Consider the following 15,911-nt stretch of genomic DNA (forward strand, 5'->3'; position numbering starts at 1 on the left):
AGACGATGAAAGAACGGGCGCCCCCGCAAAGGGGCGCCCGCTCTTCGTGGATCAGATCAGCGCGCAGCGCTGCCGTCGACGTAGTCCTCGTCCTGCTGCTTCCAGGCGAAGAGCGAGCGCAGCTCCTTGCCGGTGACCTCGATCGGGTGCGTCTCCTCCTTGGCGCGCAGCGCCAGGAACTCCTCGGCCCCGTTGTCCTGGTCGTCGATGAAGCGCTTGGCGAAGGCACCGGACTGGATGTCGGCGAGGACGCCCTGCATGCTCTCCTTGACGCGGGCGTCGATGACGCGGGGGCCGGAGACGTAGTCGCCGAACTCGGCGGTGTCGGAGATCGACCAGCGCTGCTTGGCGATGCCGCCCTCCCACATGAGGTCGACGATGAGCTTCAGCTCGTGCAGCACCTCGAAGTAGGCGATCTGCGGCTGGTAGCCCGCCTCGGTGAGGGTCTCGAAGCCGGCCTGCACGAGGTGGCTGACGCCACCGCAGAGCACGGCCTGCTCGCCGAACAGGTCGGTCTCGGTCTCCTCGGTGAAGGTCGTCTTGATGACGCCGGCACGCGTGCCGCCGATGGCCTTCGCGTACGAGAGGGCGACGTCCCAGGCCTGGCCCGATGCGTCGCGCTCGACGGCGATGATGTCCGGGATGCCGCGGCCGGCGACGAACTCGCGGCGGACCGTGTGACCCGGCGCCTTCGGGGCGACGAGGATCACGTCGACGCCCTCGGGAGCGTCGATGTAGCCGAAGCGGATGTTGAAGCCGTGCGCGAACGCGAGGGTCTTGCCCGCGGTCAGGTTCGGCGCGATGGACTCGCTGTAGATGATGCGCTGGTGCTGGTCCGGCGCGAGGATCATGATGAGGTCGGCCCACTCGGTGGCCTCGGCGACGGTCTTGACCGCGAAGCCGGCCTCCTCGGCCTTCGCGGCGGACTTGGAGCCCTCCTTGAGGGCGATGGCGACCTCGACACCCGAGTCGCGCAGGTTCTGCGCGTGGGCGTGGCCCTGCGAGCCGTAGCCGACGATCGCGACCTTCTTGCCCTGGATGAGGGACAGGTCGGCGTCGGCGTCGTAGAAGATCTCGGTGCTCACGGTGTGTTTCTCCTTGTTCATTGCGTTTCGTCTCGCTCCGCTCGCTCAACGAGCGGCGAAACCTTTGGGATATGTGATGTCTGTCAGCCGCGCAGGACGCGCTCTGTGATGCTCTTGCCACCGCGGCCGATCGCGAGAAGGCCCGACTGGGCGATCTCCTTGATGCCGAAGGGCTCGAGCGCCTTGAGCAGGGCCTCGACCTTCCCCTTGTCGCCCGTGACCTCGACCACGAGCGCGTCGGGCGCGTAGTCGACGACCGAGGCGCGGAACAGGTTCACGACCTCGATCACGTTGGAGCGCGAGGCGTTGTCGGTGCGCACCTTGACGAGCATGTGCTCGCGCTGCACCGACGAGGCGGGGTCCAGCTCCACGATCTTGATGACGTTGATCAGCTTGTTGAGCTGCTTGGTCACCTGCTCGAGAGGAAGCTGCTCCTCCACGTCGACGACGACCGTGATCCGGGAGATCCCCGGAACCTCGGTCACGCCGACCGCGAGGGATTCGATGTTGAAGCTGCGACGGGCGAACAGCCCGGCGACACGGGTCAGAAGGCCGGGACGGTCTTCCACCAACAGGCTCAGCACGTGGGTCGACATGGATCAGTCCTCTTCGTCGAAGCTCGGCGCGTGGTCGCGCGCGTACTGGACATAGCTGTTGCTGACTCCCTGCGGGACCATCGGCCACACCATGGAGTCGGCGCTCACGACGAAGTCGATCACGACCGGACGGTCGTTGGTCTCGAGGGCGAGCTTGATGGCGGCATCCACCTCGTCCTCCTTCTCCACGCGGATCGCGAGGCAGCCGTACGCCTCGGCGAGCTTGACGAAATCGGGGATGCGGATGGTGCCGTGACCCGTGTTGAGGTCGGTGTTGGAGTGGCGACCGTCGTAGAACAGCGTCTGCCACTGCCGCACCATGCCCAGCGACGAGTTGTTGATGATCGCGACCTTGATCGGGATGTCGTTGATCGCGCAGGTCGCGAGCTCCTGATTGGTCATCTGGAAGCAGCCGTCGCCGTCGATCGCCCACACCGGGCGGTGCGGTTCGGCGACCTTGGCGCCCATCGCGGCCGGAACTGCGTAGCCCATCGTTCCGGCGCCGCCGGAGTTCAGCCAGGCGTTGGGACGCTCGTACTTGATGAACTGCGCCGCCCACATCTGGTGCTGGCCCACGCCCGACGCGTACACGCCCTCCGGTCCCGTGAGCTCGCCGATCCGCTGGATCACGTGCTGCGGTGCGAGGAGCCCGTCGGTCGGCGGGGTGTAGCCGAGCGGGAACTCGGTGCGCAGTCCGTCGAGGTACGACCACCACTCCTCGGTGTCGGGCTGGGAGCCCGCCGTCGCACCGCGGTAGGCGGCGTCGAGGTCGGTGAGCACATCGCGCACGTCGCCCACGATCGGCACGTCGGCCGTGCGGATCTTCGAGATCTCGGCCGGGTCGATGTCGACGTGGACGACCTTCGCGTGCGGAGCGAACAGCGCGGCCTTGCCGGTCACACGGTCGTCGAAGCGGGCGCCGAGCGAGATGAGCAGGTCGGCCTCCTGCAGCGCGAGCACCGCCGGGACCGTGCCGTGCATGCCGGGCATGCCGAGGTGCTGCGGGTGCGAGTCGGGGAAGGCGCCGCGCGCCATCAGGGTGGTGACCACGGGGGCGCCCGTCGTCTCAGCGAGTGCCAGGAGTTCGGCCGACGCGCGTCCGCGGATCACTCCGCCGCCGACGTACAGCACCGGCTTCTTGGCCTCGGCGAGCAGCGCGGCCGCGGCCTGGATCTGCTTGCCGTGGGCCTTGGTCACCGGGCGGTAGCCGGGGAGGTCGACCTTGGGCGGCCAGACGAACGGCGCCATGGCCTGCTGCGCGTCCTTCGTGATGTCGACGAGCACGGGGCCGGGGCGGCCGGTCGAGGCGATCTCGTAGGCGGCGGCCAGCGCACCGGGGATATCGGCCGCGTCCTTCACGAGGAAGGAGTGCTTCGTCACCGGCATCGTGATGCCGACGATGTCGGCCTCCTGGAACGCGTCGGTCCCCATCAGCGTCGAGAACACCTGACCGGTGATCGCGAGCAGCGGGACGGAGTCCATGTAGGCGTCGGCGATCGCCGTGACGAGGTTCGTGGCTCCGGGGCCCGACGTCGCGATGCAGACGCCGACCTTGCCGGACGCCGAAGCGTATCCCTCGGCCGCGTGGCCGGCACCCTGCTCGTGGCGCACGAGGATGTGGCGGAGCTCGGACGCGTCCATCAGCGGGTCGTAGACGGGGAGGATCGCACCTCCGGGGATGCCGAAGACGTCTTTGATCCCGAGCATCTCGAGCGAGCGGACGACAGCTTCGGCGCCGGAGATCTCCGGCGCTGAAGTCTGGCGGGCGGGCGGCCTCGGCACGGCCGAGACGGAGTCAGCAGTCATGACATTCCTTCTGGTGATCTGAAGAGGAATCCGGTCCTTCGACGGGCTCAGGAACCCATCGAACGAATCGGATCAACCGGTGGTCGCTCCCTCGGCGGCGGACCGCACGAGGCGCGAGTACTTGGCGAGAACGCCTCGGGTGTAGCGCGGGGGAAGCGGCTCCCAGCCAGAGCGGCGGGAGGCGAGCTCAGCGTCGTCGACGAGTAGGTCGAGAGAGCGAGCTGCGATATCGACCCGTATCAGATCACCATCGCGCACGAAGGCGATCGGACCTGCGTCCACCGCTTCGGGTGCTATGTGGCCGATGCACAGGCCGGTTGTGCCGCCTGAGAATCGTCCGTCTGTCAAGAGTAGTACATCTTTTCCGAGGCCAGCGCCCTTGATGGCCGCGGTGATGGCCAGCATCTCCCGCATGCCGGGACCGCCCTTGGGTCCTTCGTAGCGGATGACGATGACGGTTCCCGGTTCGATCTCGCCCTCGGCGACGGCATCCATCGCCGCGCGCTCGCGCTCGAACACCCGCGCCGGTCCCTCGAAGACCGCGGCATCGAAGCCGGCCGTCTTGACGACCGCGCCCTCGGGAGCGAGCGAGCCGTGCAGGATCGTCAGACCGCCGGTGGCGTGGATCGGGTTGTCGAACGTGTGGATCACGGTGCCGTCGATCGGCTGCGGATCGAGCTCGGCGAGGTTCTCGGCAAGCGTCTTGCCCGTCACGGTGAGCGCGTCGCCGTGCAGCAGGCCCTCGTCGAGCATGGCCTTCATGATCACCGGGATGCCGCCGTGGCGGTCGACGTCGTTCATGACGTACTTGCCGAACGGCTTCATGTCGGCGACGTGCGGCACCTTGTCGCCGATGCGGTTGAAGTCGTGCAGGTTCAGGTCGACATCCGCCTCGCGGGCGATCGCGAGCAGGTGCAGTACGACGTTGGTCGAGCCGCCGAGCGCCATCGCCAGTGCGATCGCGTTCTCGAAGGCTTCCTTGGTGAGGATGTCGCGGGTGGTGATGCCCTGACGGAGCAGGTTGACCACGGCCTCGCCGGAGCGGTGCGCGTAGTAGTCCCGGCGCCGGTCGGCCGCGGGCGGTGCGGCGGAACCGGGGAGGCTGAGGCCGAGAGCCTCGGCGACGGACGCCATGGTGTTCGCGGTGTACATGCCGCCGCAGGCGCCTTCACCCGGGGCGATGGCACACTCGATGCGCTTCAGGTCCTCTTCGCTCATGAGACCGGCTCGGCACGCGCCGACCGCCTCGAACGAGTCGATGATGGTGACGTCCTTCTCGGTGCCGTCCGACAGCTTCACCCATCCGGGGGCGATGGAGCCCGCGTACAGGAACACGCTCGAGAGATCGAGGCGGGCGCTGGCCATGAGCATGCCCGGGATCGACTTGTCGCAGCCGGCGAGCAGCACGGAACCGTCGAGGCGCTCGGCCATCATCACGGTCTCGACCGAGTCGGCGATGACCTCGCGCGAGACGAGCGAGAAGTGCATCCCCTCGTGGCCCATCGAGATGCCGTCCGAGACCGAGATCGTGCCGAACTGCAGCGGGTACCCGCCGCCCGAGTGCACGCCCTCCTTCGCGCCCTGGGCGAGCCGGTCGAGGCTCAGGTTGCAGGGCGTGATCTCGTTCCAGCTGGAGGCGATGCCGATCTGCGGCTTCTCCCAGTCGGCGTCGCCCATGCCGACGGCACGGAGCATGCCACGGGAGGTCGTCGCCTCGATGCCGTCGGTGACGACGCGGCTGCGGGGCTTGATGTCGATGGACGCGCGGGGATCAGGATCGAGCGAGGACATGACGGAAGTCTATTCCCGCCGCGCGGAGCGCTCGTCCGCGAGGGCCTCCAGAAGCCGGCCCATCTCTTGTGGGTTCTCCACACGCAGGATCGCGGCGCTCTCCCCCGGTCCCACACGCACGCCGAGATCGCCGTCCTGCAGCACGCCGATGGCATCCTCGTCGGTCACGTCGTCGCCCGCGAACAGGATGCCGGTGGCGTCGAAGCGCTCGCGCAGGGCGGCGACCGCGGCATCCTTCCCCTCGGTGCGCGACGAGAACTCCAGCACACGGTGTCCCGCGCGACGGCGCCAGTGCGGGAACCGCTCGGCGACGAGAGCGTCGATCTCCGCGAAGACGCGCTCCTCCGTCTCGCGGTCCGCGCGTCGGGTGTGCACGCCCATCCCGAACGTCTTGGGCTCGAACTCGGCCCCCTCGTAGCGCTCGATGATGGGCTTGGCCGCCGCCCATAGCTCCTCGCGCGCGCCGTCCTCGGTCGCCTCACCCGTCGACGCGGCTTCGCCCTCGCCCGGGAACCAGTACTGGGCGCCGTGCGACCCGGCCAGCGCGATGACGGAGTCGTCGTCGTGCTCGGTGATCACCCGGAGGTCGTGCATGCTGCGTCCGGAGACATAGGCGACCACGGTGTCGGGCAGGGCGGCGAGTCTGGCCACCTGCGTCGCGACCTCGGGGAGTGCCCGTGCCGCCATGGGATCGGGCACGAGGGGCGACGCGGTGCCGTCGAAGTCGAGGGCGACCACCAGACGGGGCGTCGCGGCGAGGGCCGACAGGTCGGCGTCGGGGGCTCCGGGGGTCCAGGCGCGGGTCACGTGCTCTCCGTTCGAGGTCAGGGTGTCAGCGTGCATCGCGCGCTGCGGTGAGGGCCGACAGGAAGGAGTCGGACCAGGCGTTCACATCGTGGTCGAGCACGCGGCGGCGCATCGACCGCATCCGCCGGGACTGCTCGCGCGGAGGCATCTCGACGGCGCGCATGATCGCCTCCTTGAGGCCCTCGATGTCATGCGGGTTCACCAGGATCGCGCTGCCCAGTTCGTCGGCGGCCCCGGCGAACTCGCTCAGCACGAGCGCGCCTCGGTTGTCGGTGCGGGTGGCGACGTACTCCTTCGCCACGAGGTTCATGCCGTCGCGCAGCGCGGTCACGAGCATCACATCGGCGGCGAGGTACAGGGCGACCATCTCCTCGCGCGGGAATCCCTGGTGCAGGTACCGGATGGCGGTGTGCCCCATGGTGTCGGTGTCGCCGTTGATGCGGCTGACGGCGAGCTCGATCTCGTCGCGCAGGTTGGCGTAGGCGTCGACGCGCTCACGGCTCGGGCTCGCCACCTGCACGAGGGTGACGTCCTCGACCGAGAGCTGACCGGATGCCAGCAGCTCGCCGTACGCCTTGACGCGGTGGCCGATGCCCTTCGTGTAGTCGAGGCGATCGACACCGAGCAGGATCCGCTTCGGATTGCCCAGGCTCTCCCTGATCTCGGCGGCACGGGCCTGGATGTCGGGGCGCGCGGCGAGTTCCAGGTACGGCACCGTGTCGATCGAGATCGGGAAGGCCTTCACCAGAGCGCGATGCGACTCTCCCCTGTCGTCGACCTCGCCGTTGCCCGACGGCACCGTGACGGTCGAGGACTTGATCTCGTACTTCAGCCGTCGCCGGATCGCGTTGAGGAAGTTGGTGGCGTCGGTGGCGCGCTGGAAGCCGATCACGTCGGCGCCCAGGAGTCCCCGCAGCACCTGTCCCCGCCACGGCAGCTGGGCGTAGAGCCCGTGGGTGGGGAACGGGATGTGGTGGAAGTACCCGATGGTCACGTCGGGGCGCAGCGCCCGGACCATCTGCGGGACGAGCTGCAGCTGGTAGTCGTGTACCCACACCGTCCCGTCCTGCGCCACGGCGGCTGCCGCGGCGTCGGCGAAGCGGCGGTTCACGGCGACGTAGGCGTCCCACCACTCGCGGTGGTACTGGGGCGGCGCGATGACGTCGTGGTAGAGCGGCCAGATCGTGTCGTTGGAGAAGCCCTCATAATACTCGGCGACCTCCTGCTCGCTCAGCGCGATCGGGATCAGCCGGAGGCCGCCGGACGTGAACGGCTTGAGCTCGAGATCAGCCTGCCCGGGCCAGCCGACCCAGGCGCCGTTGACGCCCTGCATCACGGGCTCGAGAGCGGCGACCAGACCGCCGGGAGACGTGCGCCACACCTCTTCGCCATCGGGACCGGGGACACGGTCGACGGGAAGCCTGTTGGCGACCACGACGAAATCTGCGGCGGCCATGCGGACTCCTCACGACAGGGGAACGGATGTCCCCAGGCTACCGAGGTTGCGAGGCTGCTTCCGCCACGGCGTCAGGCGGCGACGCGCACGGCACGCGGCGTCGTGCGACTGAGGAACCAGTTGGCGAGTCCGGCGGCGAACACGAGGGCCGCCGCGATCATCGGGATCAGCAGGGCCGGGGCCGTGCCGACCCCCTCGGCGATCTCCCCGGTCGTCGCGGCACCCAGGGACTGCCCCACGACGACCCCGGAGCCGAGCATCGTCATGACGGTCGCCGAGCGGCCCAGCGGACTGCGGGCGGCGCCGAAGCTGTACTGGGTGACGAGTGTCGGTCCGATGCCGATCCCCATGATGGCGAGCGCGACCATCATCGTGCCCGGCGAATCCACGAACAGGAGCAGCACGGTGCCGGCGAGCAGGATGCCGGAGAACACCAGCCACCGCGCGCGCAGGGTGAACGCGGGCGGCAGCCAGGCGACGCCGAGCGCGAGGATCGCGGAGCCGACGCCCATCACGCCGTACAGGAGTCCGGCCTGCTCCGGCGCGCCGCGGTCGGCCATGAAGGACGTGAGCGCGGTCAGCATCGCGCCGAAGAAGACCCCCACTCCGAGGATGCCGAGCACGACGATGAGGAGCTGCGGACGGAAGAGCTCCGAGACGGCGGACGGCGCCTTGCCGTCGGCGTCGCGCTCCTGCGAGACGTGGCGGCCGCTCGGATGCAGGGCGAACGCGCCGACGAACAGCACGGTGAGGGCCGCGGCTCCGGCCAGGGGCGCCCAGGGCGCGAGCGCCGAGGCGAGGACGCCGACAAGGAAGGGCCCGAAGACGAAGACGGTCTCGTCCGCCGCGGACTCGTAGGCCATCGTGCCGGAGAGGGTGCGCGCCTGCCGGGCATCCGGCATCCGCTCGCGGATGATCGTCACCAGACGCGAGCGGGACAGCGGTGCCACCTGCGGTGCCGTCGCGCCGATGCCCGCCGCCGCCAACAGCACGAAGCCGTCCGCCGCGCTGCCGTAGACGACCAGGGTGAAGACCACGAGCATCGCGCCGTTCGCCAGCGCGAGTGCGAGGAGCACCCCGCGCTGGCCCCACCGGTCGGCCGCCGCCCCCAGGAGCGGACCGAAGCACGCGGTCCCGAGCCCCACGGCGGCAGAGGTGAGTCCGCCGAGCGAGAGCGAACCGCGCGCCGAGACGACGACGGTGAGCACGCCGACGACCATCATCGCGAACGGCAGTCGTGCGATGAAGGCGATGAGGAAGTACGGGAGCCCCGCCAGGCGGAAGAGGCTGGGCTCGTCGGAACGGAGCGTCGTGGTGTGCGGTGATGCGTGTGTCATGGCTCTCGCGCGTCGATGACGCGATGTCGGGTGCCGCCGCTGTCCGCGGGAATGCCCGCGGCCGGTAGTTACACGGTCTGTGCGGCCGCGGACGAGCCGCGACACCCCCATGGTATCCGGTCGCACTGGACAGCGGCAGGGAGGGCACGGACTCCGCGGCACGCGGGGCACCGCTAGTCTGGTCGACACTCCGTCGCACTCCCCTTCCAGGAGGAACCGTTGTCCGCTGCCCCGCAGACCTCCACGCCCACCCGTGCGCTCCCGGACCGCTCGCAGCGCGCGGGTTCCGCGAAGACCTCACCGGTGCGCGACCTGCTCGCGCTCACCGAGCGTCCCGAGGTCATCTCCTTCGCGGGCGGACTGCCGGCCCCCGAGCTCTTCGACCTCGACGGGATCCGCGCGTCCTTCGACGCCGTGCTGTCGTCCCCCGCAGTCCTCCAGTACTCGACCTCGGAAGGCAGCACCGCTCTCCGCGAGGAGGTCGCCCGGCGCTACACCGAGGACGGCCTGGAGACCGCGGCATCCGATCTGATCGTCACCACCGGGTCGCAGCAGGGGCTCGGGCTGCTCGCGACCTCGCTGATCGACCCGGGAGACACGATCCTCGTCGAGGAGCCGTGCTACCTCGCGGCGCTGCAGACCTTCGCTCTCGCCGGGGCGCGTGTCGTCGGCGTCCCCTACGCCGGCGACCGCCTCGACCTCGACGCCCTGGAGCGTCTCGCCGCCGACACGGCGCCGAAGTTCTTCTACACCGTGCCGACGTTCCAGAACCCCACCGGTCGCACTCACGATCGGGAGGCGCGGGTGCGGATCGCCGAGATCGCGCAGCGGCACGGCATCCGGATCATCGAGGACGAGCCGTACCGTCAACTCCGCTACTCCGGTGATGCGCTGCCGTCTCTGGCGGCGTTCGCACCCGACCACGTCCTGAGCCTCGGCAGCTTCTCGAAGGTGATCGCCCCGGGGCTCAGGATCGGATGGATCCGCACGACCCCGGATGTGCGCCCGACGGTCACGATCGCGAAGCAGGCGGCAGATCTGCACACGTCGACGATCGATCAGGCCGCCGCGGCGCACTACCTCCTCTCCGGACGGGGAGAGCCGGCGCTCGACCGCATCCGCTCCGCCTACGCGGAGCGACGGAACGCCATGCTCGATGCGCTTCCCGACGTCCTTCCCTCCGGAAGCGAGTGGAACAGGCCGGACGGCGGCATGTTCGTGTGGGTGCGCCTGCCGGAGGGAAGGGATGCCGCGGCCTCGCTCGGCGCCGCCCTCGCGCAGGACGTCGCCTACGTCCCCGGGGCGTCGTTCTTCTCCGGGACTCCCGATGTGCGCACTCTCCGCCTCTCCTTCACCACCTACCCTCCTGCCAGCATCAGGGAGGGGTTGTCAAGGCTCGGGACGGCCTGGGCGGCAGGCGGGTAGCGTAGGAGCATGCGCTACCTCTTCAGCACAGGACTCGTCGCCGCGATCTCCGCGGGGATCTCGCTGCTGCGCGGCACCCGCCAGGAACCCATCACCTGGCGTGCCGCCCTGTCGTGGGTGAGCTGGGGCATCACCATGGCGCTCGCAGTCGGAGCGGTCGTCGACATGAATCGCGAACGTCGCGGCGTGCTCGTCGACGCGGACTCCCCGCAGTCGGTCAAGAAGTCGAAGAAGGCGCAGCGCCTGCAGTTCCGCTCGCAGAAGGCACTCGCCGACGCGCAGGACCACGCCAAGGACCGTCGCAGCTGAGACGACCCTTGGCGCACTCCGCTCTAGCGTGTGAGGATGAGCGCCTCGCCTTGACCCCCGCCGCCGCACAGCCCGACGGCTGCGGTTCCGCCGCCTCGACGGGCCAGCTCATGGGCCAGGTGCACCACGAGCCTGTTGCCCGATGCGCCGATCGGGTGTCCGATCGCGATGCCGCCGCCGTGGATGTTGACGATCTCGCTGTCCAGCCCGAGCTCCACCTGTGAGCGGGCGACCACAGCGCCGAACGCCTCGTTGATCTCGACGAGATCGAGGTCTGCGGGTGAGATCCCCTGCTTCTCACAAGCCCGCTCGATCGCACGAGCCGGCTGAGCCTGCAGCGAGTTGTCGGGGCCGGCCGTCTGTCCGCTCGCGCCGACGGTCACGAGCACCGGCCAGCCCTTGGACTGGGCGACCCTGCGAGACGTGACGATGACGGCGGATGCACCGTCCGAGATCTGCGAGGAGTTCCCCGCGGTGATGGAGCCGCCTTCGGCGAACGCCGCACGCAGACCGGCGAGCGTCTCGACGGTGGTCTCCGGGCGGACGCCCTCGTCCTTCGTCACCAGAAGCGGCTCGCCTCTGCGCTGCGGCACCGAGACGGTCACCAGCTCGGCGTCGAAAGCACCGGCCTCCTGCGCGGCGGCCGCGCGCTGATGCGAGAGCGCGGCGACGGCATCCTGCGCCTCGCGCGTCAGCTCGTACCGCGCGTTGTGCCGCTCGGTCGACGCGCCCATGCTCTCGCGGTCGTAGGCATCCGTCAGCCCGTCGTAGGCCATGTGGTCGAGCACCTCGACGCTGCCGTAGGTCCACCCGTCGCGGGAGCCCATCAGCAGGTGCGGGGCACGTGTCATCGACTCCATGCCCGCCGCCACGACGACCTCCGCGTCGCCCGTGCGGATCATCCGCGCGGCGTCGATGATCGCGGTCAGTCCCGAGAGGCAGACCTTGTTCACCGAGTGCGCCGGCACGTCCCAGCCGATCCCGGCGCCGATCGCGGCCTGACGGGCGGCGTTCTGCCCCGACCCCGCGGCGAGCACCTGGCCGACGATGACCGCATCGATGTCGGCCGGATCGACGGACCCCTGCTCTAGTGCGCCGCGGATGGCGAAGGCGCCGAGCTGCGGCGCCGTGAAGGCGGCCAGCTGCCCCTTGAGGCGTCCCTGCGGGGTGCGCGCTGCGGTGACGATGACGATGTCGTCCTCCGCCCCGTTGCGTTCAGCCATGTTCTTCGATCCTTCCGTCGGTGAGAGCGTCCGCGATGATGAGAGGCGGCTCGGTCGCCGCGACGACCTCGTCCACGGTCACGCCGGGGGCGAGCTCCACGAGGACGAGGCCCTGTTCAGTGATGTCGATGACCGCCAGGTCTGTGATGATCCGGTCGACGACCCCTCGTCCGGTGAGCGGGAGCGAGCAGCTGTCGACGATCTTCGCGCTCCCGTCACGAGCGACGTGCTCCATCAGCACGATCACGCGGCCGGCCCCGTGCACCAGGTCCATGGCTCCGCCCGGCCCCTTGACCATCTTGCCCGGGATCATCCAGTTGGCGAGATCGCCGGATGCCGACACCTGCATCGCGCCGAGGATCGCGGCGTCGATCTTCCCTCCGCGGATCATGCCGAAGCTCGCCGCAGAGTCGAAGAACGCGGATCCCGGCAGGACCGTGACGGTCTCCTTGCCGGCGTTGATGAGGTCGGGGTCGACGGCCTCCTCGCGCGGGTAGGGACCGACGCCGAGGATGCCGTTCTCCGACTGCAGCACGACGGTGACATCGCCGGGCACGTGGTTCGGCACGAGCGTGGGAAGGCCGATGCCGAGGTTGACATAGGCGCCGTCCTCGAGCTCGGCGGCGGCCCGTGCGGCCATCTGGTCTCGGGTGAGCGCCATGTCAGGCTCCTTCCACGGCGGCAGCAGGATCGGAGACCGTGTGCCGCTCGATGCGCTTGGGGATGTCGGGGCCGACCTCGACGATGCGATGCACGTAGACGCCCGGCAGATGGATGCTGTCCGGGTCGAGGTCGCCCGGTTCCACGAGTCGCTCGACCTGCGCGATGCATACGCGACCGGCCATCGCGGCGAGCGGGTTGAAGTTGCGCGCCGCCTTGTTGAAGACGAGGTTGCCGTGGCGGTCGCCGGCGGCGGCGTGCACGAGGGAGAAGTCGGTCGTGATGGCCTCCTCGAGGACGAACTCCTTCGGCACGCCGTCCACGTCGAACGTGCGGACGTCCTTCACCGGGGAGGCCACGGCGATCGATCCGTCCGCGTTGTACCTCCGGGGCAGCCCTCCCTCGGCGACCTGCGTGCCGACCCCGGTCTGGGTGAAGAACGCGGCGATGCCGGAGCCGCCGGCCCGGAGCTTCTCGGCGAGCGTGCCCTGCGGGGTCAGTTCGAGTTCGAGCTCGCCCGAGAGGAACTGCCGCTCGAACTCCTTGTTCTCGCCGACGTACGACGAGGTCATCTTGCGGATGCGCTGTGCCGCGAGCAGGACCCCGAGGCCCCAGTCGTCCACGCCGCAGTTGTTGCTGACGACGCTGAGCCCTTTCGTCCCCTGCGCGAGGAGCGCCTCGATGAGGGCGATCGGGTTGCCGGAGAGACCGAACCCTCCGACCGCGAGAGATGAACCGTCTGTGATGTCGGAGACGGCCGCAGCCGCCGATTCCCACTGTTTGTCGATCACGCCTGCTCCTTCGAATACGCGTCCTCGTCCAGCATCCGCCTTTCTCCCCCGACGAGGGAACAACAGTCTTGCGATGTGGGCGATCTCGGAGATAGCGTCCACATTATGGAACCGGCATCCCGCACCGTCCCGGGCGCTCAGGCCATCGCCAGAGCCGCCTCCCTGCTGCGCCTCGTCACGGCGGCCGGCGCCGAGGGGGCTTCTCTGCAGGACCTGGCCCGCGCGGCGGATCTCTCGAGATCGACCGCGCACCGCCTGCTCAGCGCGCTGAAGGCCGAGGGACTGGTCGATCGAGACGGCGAGAGCACCCGCTGGATGCCGGGACCAGAGCTCTTCCTCATGGGGTCGGTGGCGGCGGCGAGATACGACGTCACCGGGCTCGCGCGCGACATCGTTCGCTCGCTGGCCGTCAAGACCGAGGAGAGCGCGTTCTTCTCCGTGCGGCGCGCCGACGAGACGGTGTGCCTGCTGCGCGAGGAGGGATCGTTCCCGATCCGCTCGTTCGTGCTCAGTGAGGGCGTGCGGTTCCCCCTGGGTGTCGCGAGCGCGGGTCTCGCCATCCTGGCCTTCCTCCCTGACCACGATGTGGATGCGTACCTCGAACGTCATCCGGAGCTGGAGAGCAGCTGGGGCCGCGCACACGGAGACCTCCCGCTGCGCACACGGCTGACCGAGACGAAGGAGCGCGGCTACGCCGTGAATCCGGGCTTGATCGTGGAGGGCAGCTGGGGCATGGGGGCCGCCGTGTTCGATCGCGCAGGTCGCCCGGAATGGGCGCTCAGCCTCACCGGTGTGGAGTTCCGCTTCGGCCACGATCGCATCGCCGAACTCGGCCGCACGCTGCTGTCTCACGCGCACCAGCTGTCGGCGCGCATCGCGAGCGCTCGGCGGTGAGAGCCCGATTCATACCAACAGGTATATACTTGCTGGTATGAATCGTTCGGAAGTGATCCCTTCGCTCGTGCTCTCCGGCTACGCGCTCGGACGCATCGCCGCGCAGGATGCCGGCAACGATGCACCGGCCGCCCAGTGGCGCGTGCTGAGTCTCCTGGAACAGGCGGGAGCACAGCGCGTCGGCACTCTCGCTTCCGCCGCGCGCACGACGCAGCCCGGCATGACGCGCCTGATCGGCGGACTCGAGCGGGACGGACTCGTGCGACGCTCCCCCGACCCGGACGATTCACGGGCCATCGTCGTCGACATCACGGTGCACGGCGCCGACACGCTCTCCGCGTGGCGTCGGGAGTTCCGCGAGACGCTCGCTCCGCGCTTCGCGGGCCTGAGCGACGACGACTGGAGCGCCCTCAGCCGAGCGGCCGAGATCCTCGCCGCGCACACCACCCCCGACTCGACAGGAGAAGCACGGTGAACACCCCCGCCACCACCTCGGTATGGAAGCAGCCCGCGCAGGTCTGGGCCGTCGCGTTCGCCTGCGTCGTCGCCTTCATGGGCATCGGGCTCGTCGATCCGATCCTCCCGGCGATCGCCGAGTCCCTCGAGGCCTCGCCGGTCGAGACCGAGCTGCTCTTCACGAGCTACCTGCTGGTGACGGGGCTGGCGATGCTCGTGACGAGCTGGATCTCCAGCCGGATCGGCGCCAAGGCCACACTCCTGATCGGGCTGGCGCTGATCGTCGCCTTCTCGCTCCTCTGCGCGCTCAGCGGCAGCGTCGATGCCGTCATCGGGTTCCGTGCGGGTTGGGGACTCGGCAACGCGCTCTTCATCTCCACGGCCCTCGCCACGATCGTCGGGGCGGCATCCGGCGGCAGCAGCGCGGCCATCATCCTGTACGAGGCCGCCCTCGGACTCGGCATCGCGATCGGTCCGCTCCTCGGCGGCATCCTCGGCGAGCAGAGCTGGCGCGGGCCGTTCTTCGGCGTCGTCGCGCTCATGGCCATCGCCTTCGTCGCCGTGCTGGTGCTCCTGCGCGGTCCCGGTGAGAAGCGTCAGCCGGTGCCCTTCTCGGCGCCGTTCACCGCGTTGCGTCGGCCCGCGCTCGCGATCCTCGCGGTCGCCGCCCTGTTCTACAACATCGGATTCTTCGTCCTCCTGGCGTTCTCGCCGTTCCCGCTCGGATTCGGAGCGCTCGGCATCGGGTTCACGTTCTTCGGCTGGGGTGTCGCCCTCGCGGTCACGAGCGTCTGGGTCGCTCCCGTCCTGATGCGTCGGATGCCACGGACCCGCATCATCCTCATCGTGCTGCCGCTGCTCGCGCTCGATCTCGTGGCCGCCGGGCTCGTCGTCGGAAGCGCCGGCGCCCTGGTCGTCTGCATCGTGATCGGCGGACTGCTGCTCGGTGTGATGAACACCGTCCTGACGGAGGCCGTGATGGAGGCGACTGATCTCCCCCGCTCCGTGGCGTCGTCGGCCTACTCAGCCGTCCGCTTCCTGGGCGGCGCCATGGCTCCGCCGATCGCCGCGCTGCTGTGGCACGCGTTCAACGCGACGGTGCCGTATCTCTTCGCCGCCGTGTCCGTGCTGCTCGCCGCCCTCACGGTGTTCCTCGGGCGCCGCGTGCTCGCGCGCATAGATGACGAGCCATCAGATGCGGCTGCCGAAGACGCCGAGGCGATCCTGATCGGTGATGCCGCCTGAGGCGCTCGTCGGGCTTCGCTACGGTGGAGC

Annotated in this window: 15 protein-coding genes; 5 read left to right on the forward strand and 10 right to left on the reverse strand. The window is 69.5% G+C overall.

What is annotated here, in order from left to right; translation table 11 throughout:
- Window positions 1-56: 56 nt before the first annotated feature.
- The 7 genes from ilvC to LBN7_RS00585 all read right to left on the reverse strand — a co-directional run bounded on the left by ilvC (window position 57) and on the right by LBN7_RS00585 (window position 8,878).
- A complete protein-coding gene (ilvC, locus tag LBN7_RS00555; protein ID WP_243408881.1) occupies window positions 57-1,085 on the reverse strand; it encodes a ketol-acid reductoisomerase in 1,029 nt (342 codons plus the stop codon).
- 83 nt (window positions 1,086-1,168) lie between these two features.
- Complete coding sequence (gene ilvN, locus LBN7_RS00560; protein WP_116635136.1) at window positions 1,169-1,681, reverse strand: acetolactate synthase small subunit; 513 nt, start codon at window positions 1,679-1,681, stop codon at window positions 1,169-1,171.
- A gap of 3 nt (window positions 1,682-1,684) precedes the next feature.
- Window positions 1,685-3,487 carry an acetolactate synthase large subunit gene (locus LBN7_RS00565; RefSeq protein ID WP_407360664.1) on the reverse strand — a complete coding sequence of 601 codons (1,803 nt, stop codon included), beginning with the start codon at window positions 3,485-3,487 and terminating at the stop codon, window positions 1,685-1,687.
- A gap of 72 nt (window positions 3,488-3,559) precedes the next feature.
- Window positions 3,560-5,278, reverse strand: coding sequence for a dihydroxy-acid dehydratase (gene ilvD, locus LBN7_RS00570; protein ID WP_341945531.1), 1,719 nt, complete (start codon window positions 5,276-5,278; stop codon window positions 3,560-3,562).
- A gap of 9 nt (window positions 5,279-5,287) precedes the next feature.
- On the reverse strand, window positions 5,288-6,085 hold the full coding sequence (gene otsB / locus LBN7_RS00575; protein ID WP_116635416.1) for a trehalose-phosphatase: 798 nt from the start codon (window positions 6,083-6,085) through the stop codon (window positions 5,288-5,290).
- A 25-nt stretch (window positions 6,086-6,110) separates the two neighbouring features.
- On the reverse strand, window positions 6,111-7,541 hold the full coding sequence (locus LBN7_RS00580; RefSeq protein WP_407360665.1) for a trehalose-6-phosphate synthase: 1,431 nt from the start codon (window positions 7,539-7,541) through the stop codon (window positions 6,111-6,113).
- A 71-nt stretch (window positions 7,542-7,612) separates the two neighbouring features.
- Window positions 7,613-8,878, reverse strand: a complete 1,266-nt coding sequence (locus LBN7_RS00585; RefSeq protein WP_407360666.1) for an MFS transporter — start codon at window positions 8,876-8,878, stop codon at window positions 7,613-7,615.
- Between the two features lie 219 nt (window positions 8,879-9,097).
- On the opposite strand from LBN7_RS00585, the gene LBN7_RS00590 reads away from it, so the two are divergent.
- Both LBN7_RS00590 and LBN7_RS00595 read left to right on the forward strand, forming a co-directional pair.
- Window positions 9,098-10,303, forward strand: a complete 1,206-nt coding sequence (locus tag LBN7_RS00590) for a PLP-dependent aminotransferase family protein (protein ID WP_407360667.1) — start codon at window positions 9,098-9,100, stop codon at window positions 10,301-10,303.
- Between the two features lie 9 nt (window positions 10,304-10,312).
- Window positions 10,313-10,612: a hypothetical protein gene (locus LBN7_RS00595; RefSeq protein ID WP_116635141.1), complete on the forward strand. Its 300-nt coding sequence runs from the start codon at window positions 10,313-10,315 to the stop codon at window positions 10,610-10,612.
- A 23-nt stretch (window positions 10,613-10,635) separates the two neighbouring features.
- On the opposite strand, the gene LBN7_RS00600 is transcribed toward LBN7_RS00595, so the two are convergent.
- The 3 genes from LBN7_RS00600 to LBN7_RS00610 are packed head-to-tail and all read right to left on the reverse strand — an operon-like array spanning window position 10,636 to window position 13,286.
- Window positions 10,636-11,835: an acetyl-CoA C-acetyltransferase gene (locus LBN7_RS00600; protein WP_407360668.1), complete on the reverse strand. Its 1,200-nt coding sequence runs from the start codon at window positions 11,833-11,835 to the stop codon at window positions 10,636-10,638.
- A complete protein-coding gene (locus tag LBN7_RS00605) occupies window positions 11,828-12,496 on the reverse strand; it encodes a 3-oxoacid CoA-transferase subunit B (RefSeq protein ID WP_207769944.1) in 669 nt (222 codons plus the stop codon). The genes LBN7_RS00600 and LBN7_RS00605 overlap by 8 nt, the downstream gene beginning before the upstream one ends.
- Window position 12,497: 1 nt before the next feature.
- Window positions 12,498-13,286 (reverse strand): CoA transferase subunit A, encoded by a 789-nt coding sequence (locus tag LBN7_RS00610; protein ID WP_407360669.1) that lies wholly within the window; start codon window positions 13,284-13,286, stop codon window positions 12,498-12,500.
- A 105-nt stretch (window positions 13,287-13,391) separates the two neighbouring features.
- Here LBN7_RS00610 and LBN7_RS00615 point away from each other — a divergent pair, with 105 nt between their 5' ends.
- From LBN7_RS00615 to LBN7_RS00625, 3 genes are read left to right on the forward strand one after another with little or no spacing between them, the layout of a single operon-like run.
- On the forward strand, window positions 13,392-14,180 hold the full coding sequence (locus tag LBN7_RS00615) for an IclR family transcriptional regulator (protein WP_341945539.1): 789 nt from the start codon (window positions 13,392-13,394) through the stop codon (window positions 14,178-14,180).
- A gap of 37 nt (window positions 14,181-14,217) precedes the next feature.
- Entirely contained in the window at window positions 14,218-14,655 is a 438-nt protein-coding gene (locus tag LBN7_RS00620; RefSeq protein WP_116635145.1) for a MarR family winged helix-turn-helix transcriptional regulator, read from the forward strand.
- The gene (locus tag LBN7_RS00625; protein ID WP_407360670.1) at window positions 14,652-15,881 is read left to right on the forward strand and encodes an MFS transporter; all 1,230 of its coding nucleotides are present in this window, start codon (window positions 14,652-14,654) and stop codon (window positions 15,879-15,881) included. Before LBN7_RS00620 ends, LBN7_RS00625 begins: the two co-directional genes overlap by 4 nt.
- The last annotated feature ends 30 nt before the right edge of the window (window positions 15,882-15,911 follow it).

Source organism: Microbacterium sp. LBN7 (assembly GCF_045690345.1).
Taxonomy (GTDB): domain Bacteria; phylum Actinomycetota; class Actinomycetes; order Actinomycetales; family Microbacteriaceae; genus Microbacterium.

Bases quoted from the DNA above. Each gene is read 5' to 3' on its own strand.
- ilvN (WP_116635136.1), bottom strand. From the start codon at position 1,681: ATGTCGACCCACGTGCTGAGCCTGTTGGTGGAAGACCGTCCCGGCCTT.
- LBN7_RS00565 (WP_407360664.1), bottom strand. From the start codon at position 3,487: ATGACTGCTGACTCCGTCTCGGCCGTGCCGAGGCCGCCCGCCCGCCAG.
- ilvD (WP_341945531.1), bottom strand. From the start codon at position 5,278: ATGTCCTCGCTCGATCCTGATCCCCGCGCGTCCATCGACATCAAGCCC.
- LBN7_RS00580 (WP_407360665.1), bottom strand. From the start codon at position 7,541: ATGGCCGCCGCAGATTTCGTCGTGGTCGCCAACAGGCTTCCCGTCGAC.
- LBN7_RS00585 (WP_407360666.1), bottom strand. From the start codon at position 8,878: ATGACACACGCATCACCGCACACCACGACGCTCCGTTCCGACGAGCCC.
- LBN7_RS00595 (WP_116635141.1), top strand. From the start codon at position 10,313: ATGCGCTACCTCTTCAGCACAGGACTCGTCGCCGCGATCTCCGCGGGG.
- LBN7_RS00600 (WP_407360668.1), bottom strand. From the start codon at position 11,835: ATGGCTGAACGCAACGGGGCGGAGGACGACATCGTCATCGTCACCGCA.
- LBN7_RS00605 (WP_207769944.1), bottom strand. From the start codon at position 12,496: ATGGCGCTCACCCGAGACCAGATGGCCGCACGGGCCGCCGCCGAGCTC.
- LBN7_RS00615 (WP_341945539.1), top strand. From the start codon at position 13,392: ATGGAACCGGCATCCCGCACCGTCCCGGGCGCTCAGGCCATCGCCAGA.
- LBN7_RS00620 (WP_116635145.1), top strand. From the start codon at position 14,218: ATGAATCGTTCGGAAGTGATCCCTTCGCTCGTGCTCTCCGGCTACGCG.